Annotated in this window: 13 protein-coding genes and 1 riboswitch; of the genes, 9 read left to right on the plus strand and 4 right to left on the minus strand. The window is 70.3% G+C overall.

Translation table 11 applies throughout. From position 1 onward, the window contains the following. Nucleotides 1-37 precede the first annotated feature (37 nt). The 4 genes from tsf (at nucleotide 38) to ACIQ1J_RS32240 (ending at nucleotide 3,734) form a co-directional block, all read left to right on the plus strand. Nucleotides 38-874, plus strand: coding sequence for a translation elongation factor Ts (gene tsf / locus ACIQ1J_RS32225; RefSeq protein ID WP_121749409.1), 837 nt, complete (start codon nucleotides 38-40; stop codon nucleotides 872-874). A 205-nt stretch (nucleotides 875-1,079) separates the two neighbouring features. After that, entirely contained in the window at nucleotides 1,080-1,838 is a 759-nt protein-coding gene (gene pyrH, locus ACIQ1J_RS32230; protein ID WP_007444937.1) for a UMP kinase, read from the plus strand. A 181-nt stretch (nucleotides 1,839-2,019) separates the two neighbouring features. Next, entirely contained in the window at nucleotides 2,020-2,577 is a 558-nt protein-coding gene (gene frr, locus ACIQ1J_RS32235; RefSeq protein ID WP_210960347.1) for a ribosome recycling factor, read from the plus strand. Further along, entirely contained in the window at nucleotides 2,577-3,734 is a 1,158-nt protein-coding gene (locus ACIQ1J_RS32240) for a phosphatidate cytidylyltransferase (RefSeq protein ID WP_210960348.1), read from the plus strand. Before frr ends, ACIQ1J_RS32240 begins: the two co-directional genes overlap by 1 nt. Before the next feature lie 97 nt (nucleotides 3,735-3,831). Here the strand turns inward: ACIQ1J_RS32240 and ACIQ1J_RS32245 are convergent, their stop codons facing one another. Then, entirely contained in the window at nucleotides 3,832-4,317 is a 486-nt protein-coding gene (locus tag ACIQ1J_RS32245) for a VOC family protein (protein WP_403562436.1), read from the minus strand. 248 nt (nucleotides 4,318-4,565) lie between these two features. On the opposite strand from ACIQ1J_RS32245, the gene rlmN reads away from it, so the two are divergent. From rlmN to ACIQ1J_RS32270, 5 genes are all read left to right on the plus strand, one after another. After that, nucleotides 4,566-5,672 carry a 23S rRNA (adenine(2503)-C(2))-methyltransferase RlmN gene (gene rlmN, locus ACIQ1J_RS32250; RefSeq protein ID WP_403562438.1) on the plus strand — a complete coding sequence of 369 codons (1,107 nt, stop codon included), beginning with the start codon at nucleotides 4,566-4,568 and terminating at the stop codon, nucleotides 5,670-5,672. 66 nt (nucleotides 5,673-5,738) lie between these two features. Beyond that, a riboswitch (TPP riboswitch) is annotated at nucleotides 5,739-5,844 on the plus strand. Between the two features lie 79 nt (nucleotides 5,845-5,923). Further along, on the plus strand, nucleotides 5,924-7,009 hold the full coding sequence (locus ACIQ1J_RS32255) for a thiamine ABC transporter substrate binding subunit (protein WP_403562440.1): 1,086 nt from the start codon (nucleotides 5,924-5,926) through the stop codon (nucleotides 7,007-7,009). A gap of 44 nt (nucleotides 7,010-7,053) precedes the next feature. Further along, complete coding sequence (locus tag ACIQ1J_RS32260) at nucleotides 7,054-8,655, plus strand: ABC transporter permease (protein ID WP_403562442.1); 1,602 nt, start codon at nucleotides 7,054-7,056, stop codon at nucleotides 8,653-8,655. 88 nt (nucleotides 8,656-8,743) lie between these two features. Continuing rightward, nucleotides 8,744-9,763 carry an ABC transporter ATP-binding protein gene (locus ACIQ1J_RS32265; RefSeq protein ID WP_403562444.1) on the plus strand — a complete coding sequence of 340 codons (1,020 nt, stop codon included), beginning with the start codon at nucleotides 8,744-8,746 and terminating at the stop codon, nucleotides 9,761-9,763. A gap of 24 nt (nucleotides 9,764-9,787) precedes the next feature. Further along, a complete protein-coding gene (locus tag ACIQ1J_RS32270) occupies nucleotides 9,788-10,588 on the plus strand; it encodes a maleylpyruvate isomerase family mycothiol-dependent enzyme (RefSeq protein ID WP_403562446.1) in 801 nt (266 codons plus the stop codon). 94 nt (nucleotides 10,589-10,682) lie between these two features. Here ACIQ1J_RS32270 and ACIQ1J_RS32275 read toward each other — a convergent pair whose 3' ends face one another. From ACIQ1J_RS32275 to ACIQ1J_RS32285, 3 genes are all read right to left on the minus strand, one after another. Beyond that, entirely contained in the window at nucleotides 10,683-11,396 is a 714-nt protein-coding gene (locus ACIQ1J_RS32275) for an LAETG motif-containing sortase-dependent surface protein (RefSeq protein WP_403562448.1), read from the minus strand. Between the two features lie 155 nt (nucleotides 11,397-11,551). Beyond that, nucleotides 11,552-12,706, minus strand: a complete 1,155-nt coding sequence (locus ACIQ1J_RS32280; RefSeq protein WP_403562450.1) for an LOG family protein — start codon at nucleotides 12,704-12,706, stop codon at nucleotides 11,552-11,554. Nucleotides 12,707-12,732: 26 nt separating this feature from the next. After that, entirely contained in the window at nucleotides 12,733-13,140 is a 408-nt protein-coding gene (locus tag ACIQ1J_RS32285) for a VOC family protein (protein ID WP_403562452.1), read from the minus strand. Between the last annotated feature and the right edge of the window lie 75 nt (nucleotides 13,141-13,215).

Consider the following 13,215-nt stretch of genomic DNA (forward strand, 5'->3'; position numbering starts at 1 on the left):
TTCGATCTTCCAGACTTCCAGAAAGATTCACAGACTCATGGCGAACTACACCGCCGCCGACGTCAAGAAGCTTCGTGAGCTCACCGGCGCCGGCATGATGGACTGCAAGAAGGCGCTGGACGAGGCCGACGGCAGCGTCGAGAAGGCCGTCGAGGCGCTCCGCATCAAGGGTCAGAAGGGCGTCGCCAAGCGCGAGGGCCGCTCTGCCGAGAACGGTGCCGTCGTCTCGATCATCGCCGACGACAACACCTCGGGTGTCCTCGTCGAGCTGAAGTGCGAGACGGACTTCGTCGCCAAGGGCGACAAGTTCCAGAACGTCGCCAAGGCCATCGCCGAGCACGTCGCCAAGGCCGCCCCGGCCGACCTCGAGGCGCTCCTCGCCTCCGAGATCGAGTCCGGCAAGACCGTGCAGGCGTTCGTGGACGAGGCCAACGCCAACCTCGGTGAGAAGATCGTCCTGGACCGCTTCGCGCAGTTCTCCGGCGGCTTCGTGACCGCGTACATGCACCGCACGATGCCCGACCTGCCCCCGCAGATCGGTGTCCTCGTCGAGCTGGACAAGCCGAACGCCGAGATCGCCAAGGGCGTCGCCCAGCACATCGCCGCCTTCGCGCCGAAGTACCTCTCCAAGGAGGACGTCCCGGCCGAGGTCGTCGAGTCCGAGCGCCGCGTCGCCGAGGAGACCACCCGCGCCGAGGGCAAGCCCGAGGCCGCCCTGCCGAAGATCGTCGAGGGTCGCCTCAACGGCTTCTTCAAGGACGCCACGCTGCTGGGCCAGCCCTACGCGCTCGACAACAAGAAGTCCGTCCAGAAGGTGCTGGACGAGGCCGGTGTCACCCTGAAGCGCTTCTCGCGCATCAAGGTCGGCATCTGAGTCCGTACCGCGACGGACGAGCGACCCCGGTAGGGTCGACAGCAGTCGTCGGCGCCGTCCGCGTACGCCGTTGCGTACGCGCGCGTGGCGGCGGACGACAGCAGATCTGACGAGGAGGCCATTGCCGCGTATGGGATGCGAAACACGCCCCCACCGGCAGTGGCCTTCTTCGTGTGTGTGACCCACGTAAAGAGGCGAGATCTCCATGACCACCAAGGCCGAGAAGAGCGACGACGGCAAAGTACGCGGCCGCTTCATGCTGAAGCTGTCCGGAGAGGCCTTCTCCGGCGGTGGGGGCCTGGGCGTCGACCCCGACGTGGTGCACGCCATCGCCCGTGAGATCGCGGCCGTCGTCCGGGACGGCGCGCAGATCGCGATCGTCATCGGCGGCGGCAACTTCTTCCGTGGCGCCGAGCTGCAGGTGCGCGGCATGGACCGCGCCCGCTCCGACTACATGGGCATGCTCGGCACCGTGATGAACTGCCTGGCCCTCCAGGACTTCCTGGAGAAGGAGGGCGTCGACTGCCGCGTGCAGACCGCCATCACCATGGGCCAGGTCGCCGAGCCGTACATCCCGCTGCGCGCCGTGCGCCACCTGGAGAAGGGCCGCGTGGTCATCTTCGGTGCCGGTATGGGCATGCCCTACTTCTCCACCGACACCACCGCCGCCCAGCGCGCCCTCGAGATCGACGCCGAGGCCCTGCTCATGGGCAAGAACGGCGTGGACGGGGTCTACGACTCCGACCCGAAGACCAACCCGGACGCCGTGAAGTTCGACGCGCTCGGATACGGCGAGGTCATCACCCGTGACCTGAAGGTCGCCGACGCGACGGCCGTCACGCTCTGCCGCGACAACAGCCTCCCGATCGTGGTCTTCGAGCTTCTGAAGGAGGGCAATATCGCCCGCGCCGTCAAGGGTGAGAAGATCGGCACGCTTGTGGGTGACCAAGGCAGCCGGGACTGACCGGAGAAGCACCCCCTGTCCGCGGACGCCACCTGTCCGGGGGACGGACGGGACGGGACCGGGCCGGGGGATGGACAATGTCCCGCCGGTCGGGAACCGTGCAGGAAGAACGCGACGCAGCCGGCCGCCGGCCCGACAGGGAACCGCAGCCGGGCCTACTCAAGACACGCAGGAGCAAGTGGTGATCGAAGAGACCCTCCTCGAGGCCGAGGAGAAGATGGAGAAGGCCGTCGTGGTCGCCAAGGAGGACTTCGCCGCGATCCGCACCGGCCGTGCGCACCCGGCGATGTTCAACAAGATCGTGGCCGACTACTACGGCGCGCTGACGCCGATCAACCAGCTGGCCTCGTTCTCCGTGCCCGAGCCGCGGATGGCCGTGGTGACCCCCTTCGACAAGAGCGCCCTGCGCAACATCGAACAGGCGATCCGCGACTCCGACCTGGGCGTCAACCCCAGCAACGACGGCAACATCATCCGGGTGGTGTTCCCCGAACTCACCGAGGAGCGCCGCCGCGACTACATCAAGGTCGCCAAGAGCAAGGCCGAGGACGCCAAGGTCTCCATCCGCTCCGTGCGCCGCAAGGCCAAGGACGCCATCGACAAGATGGTCAAGGACGGCGACGTCGGCGAGGACGAGGGCCGCCGCGCGGAGAAGGAGCTCGACGACACCACCGCCAAGTACGTCGCCCAGGTGGACGAGCTCCTGAAGCACAAGGAAGCGGAGCTGCTCGAGGTCTGATGAACGACTCTTCCTGGGGAGCGCCGCCACAAGCCGGGTACTGGGGGGCGTCCGACCAGGGGCCTGTCCAGGGGGCTGCCCCGGCGGGTCCCGCGTACGATGCGCATTACGCGCAGCAGACTCGCCCCATGCCCATCGTGCCCGACGTACCCGAACACGGCGGAGACCAGGATGACGGCCAAGGGGCCGCTCGGCTGAGCGGCCCCTTGTTCCGAGACGAGCCGTTCCGCGACGAGACGTATCGCGGAGAGAATCCGTCGGCGCAGCCGTATGCGGCGGTGCCGCAGAATCCGGAGCCCATGCCCGACGCCCCCCAACCGGCGCAGCCGCAGCCGCAGAAGAAGACCGCGGGGCGCGACCTGGGTGCGGCGATAGGGGTCGGCGTCGGGCTCGGCGCGGTGATCGTCGCGTCGCTGTTCGTCGTCAAGGCCGTTTTCGTCGGTGTGGTCGCGGTCGCCGTCGTGGTGGGCCTGTGGGAGCTGACCAAGCGGCTGGAGGAGCGCAAGGGCATCAAGGCGCCCCTCGTGCCGCTCGCGATCGGCGGCGCGGCGATGGTGGTCGCCGGGTACGTGCGGGGTGCCGAGGGTGCGTGGGTCGCCATGGCGCTCACGGCGCTGGCGGTCCTCGTATGGCGGATGACCGAGCCGCCGGAGGGCTACCTCAAGGACGTCACGGCGGGACTCTTCGCCGCGTTCTACGTGCCGTTCCTGGCCACGTTCGTCGCGATGATGCTCATGGCGGAGGACGGCTCGCGGCGCGTCCTGGTCTTCCTCCTGCTGACGGTCGTCAGCGACACCGGCGCCTACGCCGTCGGCTGGCGCTTCGGCAAGACCAAGCTCGCCCCGCGCATCAGCCCTGGCAAGACCCGTGAGGGCCTGCTCGGAGCGGTGGCGTTCGCGATGGTGGCCGGCGCGCTGTGCATGCAGTTCATGATCGACGACGGCACCTGGTGGCAGGGCCTGCTGCTCGGCCTCGCGGTCGCCGTCAGCGCCACACTGGGCGACCTCGGCGAGTCCATGATCAAGCGGGACCTGGGCATCAAGGACATGGGCACGCTGCTCCCGGGCCACGGCGGCATCATGGACCGCCTGGACTCGCTGCTGCCGACGGCGCCTGTGGTGTGGCTGCTGTTGGTGATCTTCGTCGGGTCCGGCTGACGGCCCGGTGGTTGTCCTGACGGGTAAGGCCCGCCGTCCCTCTGGGCGGCGGGCCTCTCGCTGTCCGATCCCGCCACCGTGCTCATGGCCGTCGCGGTCACCCGGCGGCGGTCAGGCGGTGCCGCAGCTCCTCCTCCGAGACCTCCTCGATGTGGGTCAGGAACACCCACATGTGACCCGAAGGGTCTTTGAGGATGACGGTGCGGTCACCGTGGAACATGTCCTTCGGCGGCTGGAGGATCTCCGCCCCGGCGGCCTCGGCCCGCTCCGCCAGGCTGTCGACGTCCGGCACGAAGACGTGCAACGTGACGGACGTGCCGCCGCCGAGCGAGGCCGGGGCGGCGAAGGAGCCGGCCTCCGCCTCGTCCACGCTGGAGTCGCCCAGCATCAGGGTCGACCGCCCGATGGTGATCTCGGCGTGCATGATCCCACCGCCCGGAGCGTCGATCCGGAAGTTCTCACGGGCGCCGAACGCCCGCTGGTAGAAGTCGATCGCCGCGGCGGCGTCGTCGACCATGATGTGCGGGATCACGGCATAGCGGTAGCGGTCGGGGATCTCGAAATGGGCTGTGTGCTCGCTCATGGCGAACCTCCTCGAAAAGCACGCTGAACGGTTCTTGCGGATCGCTTCCTGCGACTCTGAACGGAGCCTAAAAACTCAAGCTTGGTCCAGGTCAAGCGGCGGCCATGCGGCGCCGCGGGACATGCGGGGAACGACATCGCGTCCCCTGCTTCGCCAATCGGAAGTCACAACGCCGATCCGGGCGCTCGGTCACGCCCGGCCTGGTCTCCCGCAGGCCACCCAAGTCGATCTGCGACACTGGTACAGCCATGCCTAAGCCCGGAGAACTCACATTCGTCGCCCCCCGCGGAGCCAAGAAGCCGCCGCGGCACCTCGCCGACCTCACGCCCGCCGAGCGCAAGGAGGCCGTCGCCGCGATCGGCGAGAAGCCGTTCCGTGCGAAGCAGCTCTCGCAGCACTACTTCGCGCGGTACGCGCACGACCCCGAGCAGTGGACCGACATCCCCGCCGGCTCGCGCCAGGGGCTCCGGGAGGCGCTGCTGCCCGAGCTGATGTCGGTCGTGCGGCACCTGTCGACCGACCAGGGCACCACCCGCAAGACGCTGTGGAAGCTGTTCGACGGGACGCTCGTCGAGTCCGTCCTCATGCGTTACCCGGACCGGGTGACCATGTGCATCAGCTCCCAGGCGGGCTGCGGAATGAACTGCCCGTTCTGTGCCACGGGGCAGGCGGGCCTGGACCGGAATCTGTCCACCGCCGAGATCGTGCACCAGATCGTGGACGGGATGCGTGCCCTGCGGGACGGTGAGGTCCCCGGCGGACCGGCCCGGCTGAGCAACATCGTGTTCATGGGCATGGGCGAGCCCCTCGCCAACTACAACCGCGTCGTCGGTTCCATCCGCCGCCTCACCGACCCCGAGCCCGACGGACTGGGTCTCTCCCAGCGCGGCATCACCGTCTCCACGGTCGGCCTCGTGCCGGCCATCCACCGTTTCGCCGACGAGGGCTTCAAGTGCCGCCTCGCGATCTCGCTGCACGCGCCGGACGACGAGCTGCGCGACACCCTCGTCCCGGTCAATACGCGGTGGAAGGTGCGTGAGGTGCTGGACGCCGGGTTCGAGTACGCGGAACGGTCGGGCCGGCGGCTGTCGATCGAGTACGCGCTGATCCGGGACATCAACGACCAGGCGTGGCGCGGCGACCGGCTCGGGCGGATGCTCAAGAGCAGGCCCGTGCACGTCAACCTCATCCCGCTCAACCCCACGCCCGGCTCGAAGTGGACCGCTTCGCGGCCCGAGGACGAGAAGGCGTTCGTCGAGGCGATCGCGGCGCATGGTGTGCCGGTGACGATCCGGGACACCCGTGGGCAAGAGATCGACGGGGCGTGTGGTCAGCTCGCCGCGAGCGAGCGGTAACCTGACCGGCGTCGTACATCGTCGTACGACGACGTCATACGGAAGTACGTCCGGAACCACATCTTCATATTCCGACAGGGGAGCGCCACAGCGCTGAGAGTGCGGCACCGGCCGCAGACCCTCCGAACCTGGCCCAGGTCATTCTGGGTAGGGAGATCGGTCACCACTCGAGCTGTTGCGCCCTGCCCGGGACCCTCGCCAGGGGTTCCGGGCGGGGCCGCGTCTTCTCCTGGTCACCCAGGAGGAATTCAGTGAGCATCACAAAGAAGGCCACCGTCCTGGCCGTCGGGCTCGGCATGGTCGGCGGCCTGGCCGCCTGCGGATCGTCCGACGGCGGCAGCCAGGGCTCCGGCGACTCCAGGACCGTGACCCTCGTCAGCCACAACTCGTGGGCCGCCTCGAAGGACGTCATCGCCGCCTTCGAGAAGAGCTCCGGCTACAAGGTCCGGGTGCTGGAGGACGGCGACGCCGGGCAGGCCGTCAACAAGGCCGTCCTCACCAAGGACAACCCCCAGGGCGACGTCTTCTTCGGCGTCGACAACACGCTGCTGTCCCGCGCGCTCGACAACGGGCTGTTCCAGCCGTACGAGGCGAAGGGTTCCGACCGGATCCGCCCCGAGTACCGGGCCGACCAGGACAAGCACCGGGTCACGCCCGTCACCACCGGTGACGTCTGTGTCAACTACGACAAGGCGTACTTCAGCAAGCACAAGCTGACCCCGCCGGACTCCTTCGACGACCTGATCAAGCCCGAGTACAAGGACCTGCTCGTCACCGAGAACGCGGGCACCTCCTCGCCCGGCCTCGGCTTCCTGCTCGGCACCGCCGCCGAGTACGGGGACGACGGCTGGCAGGACTACTGGAAGAAGCTGAAGGCGAACGGCCTCAAGGTCGTCGACGGCTGGGAGCAGGCGTACAACGAGGAGTTCTCCGGTTCGTCCGGCGGCAAGAAGGCCAAGGGCGACCGCCCGCTCGTCGTCTCCTACGCCTCGTCCCCGCCCGCCGAGGTCATCTACGCCGACCCGCAGCCCGGCACCGCGCCGACGGGCGTCGCCACCGGCACCTGCTTCCGTCAGGTCGAGTACGCGGGCCTGCTGAGCAACGCCGAGAACACCGAGGGCGGCAAGGCGCTCCTCGACTTCCTCGTCGGCAAGGAGTTCCAGGAGGACATGCCGCTGAACATGTTCGTCTACCCGGTGCGGGAGGGCGCGCGGATCCCCGAGGCGTTCAGGAAGTTCGGGCCGCAGGCCGAGGACCCGCAGACCATGGACCCGGCGAAGATCGCCGGCGATCGCGACCAGTGGGTCAAGTCGTGGACCTCACTCGTACTGAAGTAGGCAAGGCCAGGACTTCGCGCGGGAGCGCGGCGCGGCCGGCCCTGATGGCCGTGCCCGTCGCGTTCTTCGCGGTGTTCTTCGCCTACCCCGTCGCCGCGATCGTCGCGCGCGGACTGCGGATCGACGGATCCTGGCAGTTCGGACGCATCGTCGACGTACTCGCCCAGCCCGACGTCCGGCACGTGCTGTGGTTCACCACCTGGCAGGCGCTGGCCTCCACCGCGCTCACCCTGCTCATCGCACTGCCCGGCGCGTACGTCTTCGCCCGGTTCGACTTCCCCGGCAAGCAGGTCCTGCGGGCCGTGGTGACCGTGCCGTTCGTGCTGCCGACGGTCGTCGTCGGCACGGCGTTCCTGGCGCTGGTCGGACGCGGCGGGCTGCTCGACGAGCTGTGGGGCGTACGGCTGGACACCACCGTGTGGGCGATCCTGCTCGCGCACGTCTTCTTCAACTACGCCGTCGTCGTACGCACCGTCGGCGGCCTCTGGGCGCAGCTCGACCCGCGGCAGGAGGAGGCCGCGCGGATGCTCGGCGCCTCGCGGCTGAAGGCCTGGCGGCAGGTGACGCTGCCCGCGCTGGCGCCCGCCGTGGCCGCCGCCGCGCTGATGGTGTTCCTGTTCACCTTCACGTCCTTCGGCGTCGTCCAGATCCTCGGCGGACCGGCCTTCTCCACCCTGGAGGTGGAGATCTACCGGCAGACCTCGCAGATCTTCGACCTGTCCACGGCGGCCGTGCTGACGCTGATCCAGTTCGGCGCGGTGGCCGCCGTCCTCGCCGTGCACGCCTGGACGGTACGGCGGCGGGAGACGGCCCTGCGGCTGGTGGACGCGGCCACGACCGCGCGCCGGCCCCGTGGGACCGGGCAGCGGGCGCTGCTGGCCGGGGTCCTGGTCACCGTCGCCGTACTGCTCGTGCTGCCGCTCGCCGTGCTGGTCGAGCGGTCGCTCGGTGCACCCGGCTTCGGCTACTACCGGGCGCTGACCCGGGAGGACGGCGGCACCTTCCTCGTCCCGCCGATCGAGGCCATCGGCAACAGCCTCCAGTACGCCGTCGCCGCAACCGCCATCGCCGTGGTGATCGGCGCGCTGGCCGCCACCGCGCTCGCCCGCCGCGACGCGGGCCGCTTCGTACGCGGTTTCGACGCGCTGCTGATGCTGCCGCTCGGGGTGTCCGCCGTGACCGTCGGCTTCGGGTTCCTGATCGCACTGGACGAACCCCCGCTGGATCTCAGAGCCTCCTGGATCCTCGTGCCGCTCGCGCAGGCGCTGGTCGGCGTCCCCTTCGTCGTACGGACCATGCTGCCGGTGCTGCGGGCGGTGGACGTACGGCTGCGGGAGGCGGCGGCGGTACTCGGGGCGTCGCCGTGGCGGGTGTGGCGGGAGGTGGACCTGCCGATGGTGCGGCGGGCGCTGCTGGTCGCGGCCGGGTTCGCCTTCGCGGTGTCGCTCGGGGAGTTCGGGGCGACCGTGTTCATCGCGCGGCCCGACAACCCGACGCTGCCGGTCGCCGTGGCGCGGCTGCTCGGACGGCCCGGGGACATGAACTACGGCCAGGCCATGGCCCTGTCGACGATTCTGATGCTGGTGTGCGCCGTGGCCCTGGTGGTGCTGGAGCGGCTGCGGACCGACCGGAGCGGGGAGTTCTAGGGATGCGCGGAGATGCACGGTGCGGGAGTCCTAGGGATGCGCGGAGTTCCACGGACGCGGGAGTTCCAGGGATGCGGGAGTGCTGCGGATGCTGCTGAACCTCGAAGGTGCGACCGTCCGTTTCGGCGGGCGGGCCGTGCTCGACGCCGTCGACCTGGGGGTCGCCGAGCACGAGGTGGTGTGCGTGCTCGGGCCCAGCGGCAGCGGGAAGTCGACGCTGCTGCGGGCGGTCGCCGGGCTCCAGCCGCTGGACGCCGGGCGGGTGACGCTGGACGGGCGGGACCAGTCCGGGGTGCCCGCGCACAAGCGCGAGGTCGGGCTGATGTTCCAGGACCACCAGCTCTTCCCGCAGCGCGACGTGGCCGGAAACATCGCCTTCGGACCGCGCATGCGCGGCGCCTCCCGCGCCGGGCAGCGGGAGCGGGTGGGGGAGTTGCTGGAGCTGGTCGGGCTGCCGGGCGCCGAGCGCCGGTCCGTCGCCGCGCTCTCCGGCGGTGAGCAGCAGCGGGTGGCGCTGGCCCGCGCCCTCGCGCCCCGGCCCCGGCTGCTGATGCTGGACGAGCCGCTCGGCCAGCTCGACCGCTCGCTGCGGGAGCGCCTGGTCGTCGAACTCCGGGAACTGTTCGGCCGGTTGGGTACGACCGTGCTCGCCGTGACGCACGACCAGGGCGAGGCATTCGCGCTCGCCGACCGGGTCGTGGTGATGCGGGACGGGCGGATCGCCCAGTCGGGGACGCCGCTGGAGGTGTGGCAGCGGCCCGCCGACGCCTTCGTGGCCCGCTTCCTCGGTTTCGACAACGTGGTCGACGCGACCGTCACCGGGCAGGCCGCCGACACCCCGTGGGGCAAGGTGCCGGTCCCCGAGGATGCCCCGCAGGGTGCACGTTCCCTGCTCGTCCGGCCCGCCGGCGTGCGCATGGTGGCCGCCGGCGAGGGCCTGCGCTGCACGGTCACCGCACGCACCTTCCGGGGCACCCATGTCGCCGTCCACCTCCGGCCCGAGGACGCGCCGCGCCTGGAGGCGGCGTGCGCGCTGCGGGCGGCTCCGGAGGTCGGGGACACGGTGGGGGTGGAGTTCGACGGGGCGGAAATCGTCGTATTGCGGTGATCGTCCGGCTCGTAGGGTGGAGGCATGACACGCCTCGCGCATGACCGCTACTGCGATGAGATCGCCCACCAGGTGGGCCGGTTCGGTGCGGTGCTCTCCTCCGGCGCCGACCTGTCCGCCACCGTGCCGACCTGCCCGGACTGGACGCTGGAGGACCTGGTGCGGCATGTCGGCCGCGCCCTGCGCTGGACGGAGCTGATAGTCCGCACCCGCGCCGAGGAGGAGGTCCCGTTGGACCGTGCGCCGGGAGCCGAGGGCCCGCCGGTGACGGGGGACGCGGCCGCCCTGGAGGCGTGGCTGGCGGAGTCCGGCGAGTCGGTCGTGCGCGCGCTGCGGGAGGCCGGGCCGGACGGGCGGGCGTGGTCGTGGTCCGGGGACCACACCGCGGGCTTCTGGGCCCGCCGGATGACGCACGAACTCGTCGTCCACGGGGCGGACGCGGCCCTCGCGGCGGGCCGTCCGTGCGAGGCGGTCGCCGCCGAGGTGGCGGTCGACGCGATCGACGAGTGGCTGGAGATCGTGCGGTTCGTGCAGCGGGTCCTTCCGGACGGGCCGGCCAAGGGCCTGCGGGCGCCCGGCCGCAGCATCCACCTGCACGCCACCGACACCGCCGCGGACCTCGACGCCGACTGGCTGATCGAGCTGCCCGAGGAGGGCGTCGTCTGGCGCCGCGGCCACGAGAAGGCGACCGTGGCCCTGCGGGGGCCGCTCACGGACGTCCTGCTGGCCTTCTACCGCAGGCTCCCGCCGGACACCCCCGGACTCCAGGTGCTCGGCGACCGCGAGTTGCTGGAACTCTGGCTGGAGAAGGCGGCGTTCGGCTGAGACGGCCGGGCGACGCCAGACGAGGTGAGACGACGTGACGGTGGCCCGTCCCCGGCCGGGGACGGGCCACCGCTGCGTACGGAGGTGCGAGGCGTCAGCGGTTGCTGTTCGCCCCGCGGCGGCGCAGGCCGAAGAAGACCGCGCCGCCACCGATGGCGACCAGGGCCGCCGCGATGCCGGCGATCACGCCGGTGTTGGAGTTGGCGCCGGTCTCGGCGAGGTTGGACTCACCGGCCGCCGGGGACGGGGCGTTGTCGCTCGGCACGGCCGCCGGAGCGGTGCTCTCGCTCTCGGACGGTGCCGGGGCCGACGTGGACGGTGCCGGGGTGGGCGTCTTGGTCTCCTCGGCCGGGGTGGAGGAGCTCTCGGACGGGGACGGCGTCGGGGTGTCCTCCGTCTTGCAGGGGGTCGACGGGGTCACGAGGTTCGGCTTGATGTCCTCGTCGACGTACTTGTCGGCCTTGACATGGATGCGGTACTCGGCGTTCGGCTTCCAGTCCGCGGCGAAGGTGATGGTGCTCCCCTCGCGCGAGCCCTTGACCACCTGCTCGCCGATCTTCTCGGCGTCGGCACCGTTGTTCTGCAGGTAGACGGTGACGGTGGCGGGGATGCCGGCCGGGTCCACGTCGGTGACGGTGATGACACCCTTGTCGCCTTCGCACTTGGCGGCGGCGGAGAACTCGCTGATGTCGCAGGCGATCGCGTTGCCGGCGGCGCCGATCGCCAGGGCCACCGAGGCGGAGGCGACGCCGAGGGCTCGAACGCCACGGCGGGATGCCGTGCTTCTGAGTATGGACAGGACTGCCACTTTTGTCCTTTACGGGAGCGCAGATGCGGGGGGTGGAGAGGGTGCTGACGCCTGATGAGCGGCACCAGCACACCCACGAGCCTCACTGGTCTATAAGCGGTGCATAAGCAGTGTCAACGCATATGCCGGCCAAGGGCGTTGGCTTTGCCGTCTTATTAACCACCGAGACGTTTCAGCGCTCCGGGAGCCTCCTCGATCCGGTCGACGAGCGCGATCCGGGACTCCATCGTCCGCCCCCGTGCGAGCGACGTGAGCAGCGGCCACGCGGGCAGCTTCTCCGTCCAGTGCGCCCGGTCCACCAGCACCATCGGCGTGGGCTCGCCCCGCGACTCGTAGTAGTTCGGCGTCGCGTTGTCGAAGATCTCCTGTACGGTCCCGGCGGCGCCCGGCAGGAAGACCACGCCCGCGTTGGAGCGGGCCAACAGGCCGTCCTCACGGGTGGCGTTGGCGAAGTACTTGGCGATGTGTGCCGCGAAGGCGTTGGGCGGCTCGTGGCCGTAGAACCAGGTGGGGATGCCGACCGAGGCGCCACCTCCGGGCCAGCGTTCACGGACCTCGAACGCGGACCGCGCCCAGTCGGTGATCGACGGGGTGAACGACGCGACCCTGGCGAGGAGCAGCAGCGCGTCGTCCAGCATCCCGTCGTCGAACGGGGCGGCGTAGGCGCCGAGGTTCGCCGCCTCCATCGCGCCCGGACCGCCGCCGGTGGCCACGGTGAACCCGGCGCGGGCCAGTTCGCGGCCCAGGCGCGCGGCGCCCGCGTACGACCTGGTGCCGCGCGCCATGGCGTGACCGCCCATGACGCCCACCACCCGGGCGCCGGTGAGGAGTTCGTCGATCGCGTCGGAGACGGAGTCGTCGTGGATCGCGCGCAGCATGGAGGCGAAGACGTCACCGTCCGCCTTGGTCTGCTGGAACCAGTCGTAGGCGAGGGCGTCCGGTGTCGCCTCGTACCCCGCGTCCAGACGGGCGTACAGCTCGTCGGGGGAGTAGACGCGTCCGCGGTACGGATCGAAGGGCAGACCCGGTATGGGCGGGAAGACCAGGGCGCCGGCGGCGCGCACCCGGGTGGCCGCCTCGGGTGCCATCGGGCAGCCGAGGAAGACGGCGCCCGTGGGGTCCGCGGACATCAGGGCGTCCGTACGGGCCGTCAGATCGACGGCCTGGACGCGGTAGTGGGCGAGTGTGCCGTGCGCCGAGACGACGGAGTCGAACTCGGCGAGGCTCTCGATCTCCCGGTCGTGGCAGGCGTGGTGGGACTGGAGCTGGGCCTGTGACCGGGCCTTGGGCCGGGCGGGTGTCGGATCCACCCGCCCATGCTAGGCGTGCGCCCGGCTCAGCCCTCGACCGCCGCCGGGTCCATCCACACGACCTCGAAGGTGTGGCCGTCGACGTCGTCGAAGGCCCGGCCGTACATGAAGCCGTGGTCCTGGGTCTCGCCGGAGACCGAACCGCCGGCCGCGACCGCCTTCTCCACCAACTCGTCGACCTTCTCGCGGCTCTCGGCGCTCAGCGCGACCAGCACCTCGCTGGACTTCGTCGAGTCCACGATGTCCTTCTTCGTGAACTGGCGGTACTTCTCCGGCGTGTGCACCATCACGACGATGGTCTCGCTCAGCGGGATCGACGCGGTGGTGTCGTCGCTGAACTGGGCGTTGATCTCGTAGCCGAGCCCGGCGAAGAACTTCTTCGAGGCGTCGAGGTTGTTGGTGGCCAGGTTCACGAAGATCATCTGCTGGTACATGAGGGCCTCTCCCGTCGGTGTCCTGCTGTTGTCTTGCCGTTCGAAGGGTTAGACGCGAGGGGCGGGCGGAACTCA

Origin of the sequence: Streptomyces sp. NPDC097107 (assembly GCF_044762405.1) — a bacterium.
GTDB classification, from domain to species: Bacteria; Actinomycetota; Actinomycetes; order Streptomycetales; family Streptomycetaceae; genus Streptomyces; species Streptomyces thinghirensis.

Bases quoted from the DNA above. Each gene is read 5' to 3' on its own strand.
- tsf (WP_121749409.1), top strand. From the start codon at position 38: ATGGCGAACTACACCGCCGCCGACGTCAAGAAGCTTCGTGAGCTCACC.
- pyrH (WP_007444937.1), top strand. From the start codon at position 1,080: ATGACCACCAAGGCCGAGAAGAGCGACGACGGCAAAGTACGCGGCCGC.
- ACIQ1J_RS32240 (WP_210960348.1), top strand. From the start codon at position 2,577: ATGAACGACTCTTCCTGGGGAGCGCCGCCACAAGCCGGGTACTGGGGG.
- ACIQ1J_RS32245 (WP_403562436.1), bottom strand. From the start codon at position 4,317: ATGAGCGAGCACACAGCCCATTTCGAGATCCCCGACCGCTACCGCTAT.
- rlmN (WP_403562438.1), top strand. From the start codon at position 4,566: ATGCCTAAGCCCGGAGAACTCACATTCGTCGCCCCCCGCGGAGCCAAG.
- ACIQ1J_RS32260 (WP_403562442.1), top strand. From the start codon at position 7,054: ATGGCCGTGCCCGTCGCGTTCTTCGCGGTGTTCTTCGCCTACCCCGTC.
- ACIQ1J_RS32265 (WP_403562444.1), top strand. From the start codon at position 8,744: ATGCTGCTGAACCTCGAAGGTGCGACCGTCCGTTTCGGCGGGCGGGCC.
- ACIQ1J_RS32270 (WP_403562446.1), top strand. From the start codon at position 9,788: ATGACACGCCTCGCGCATGACCGCTACTGCGATGAGATCGCCCACCAG.
- ACIQ1J_RS32285 (WP_403562452.1), bottom strand. From the start codon at position 13,140: ATGTACCAGCAGATGATCTTCGTGAACCTGGCCACCAACAACCTCGAC.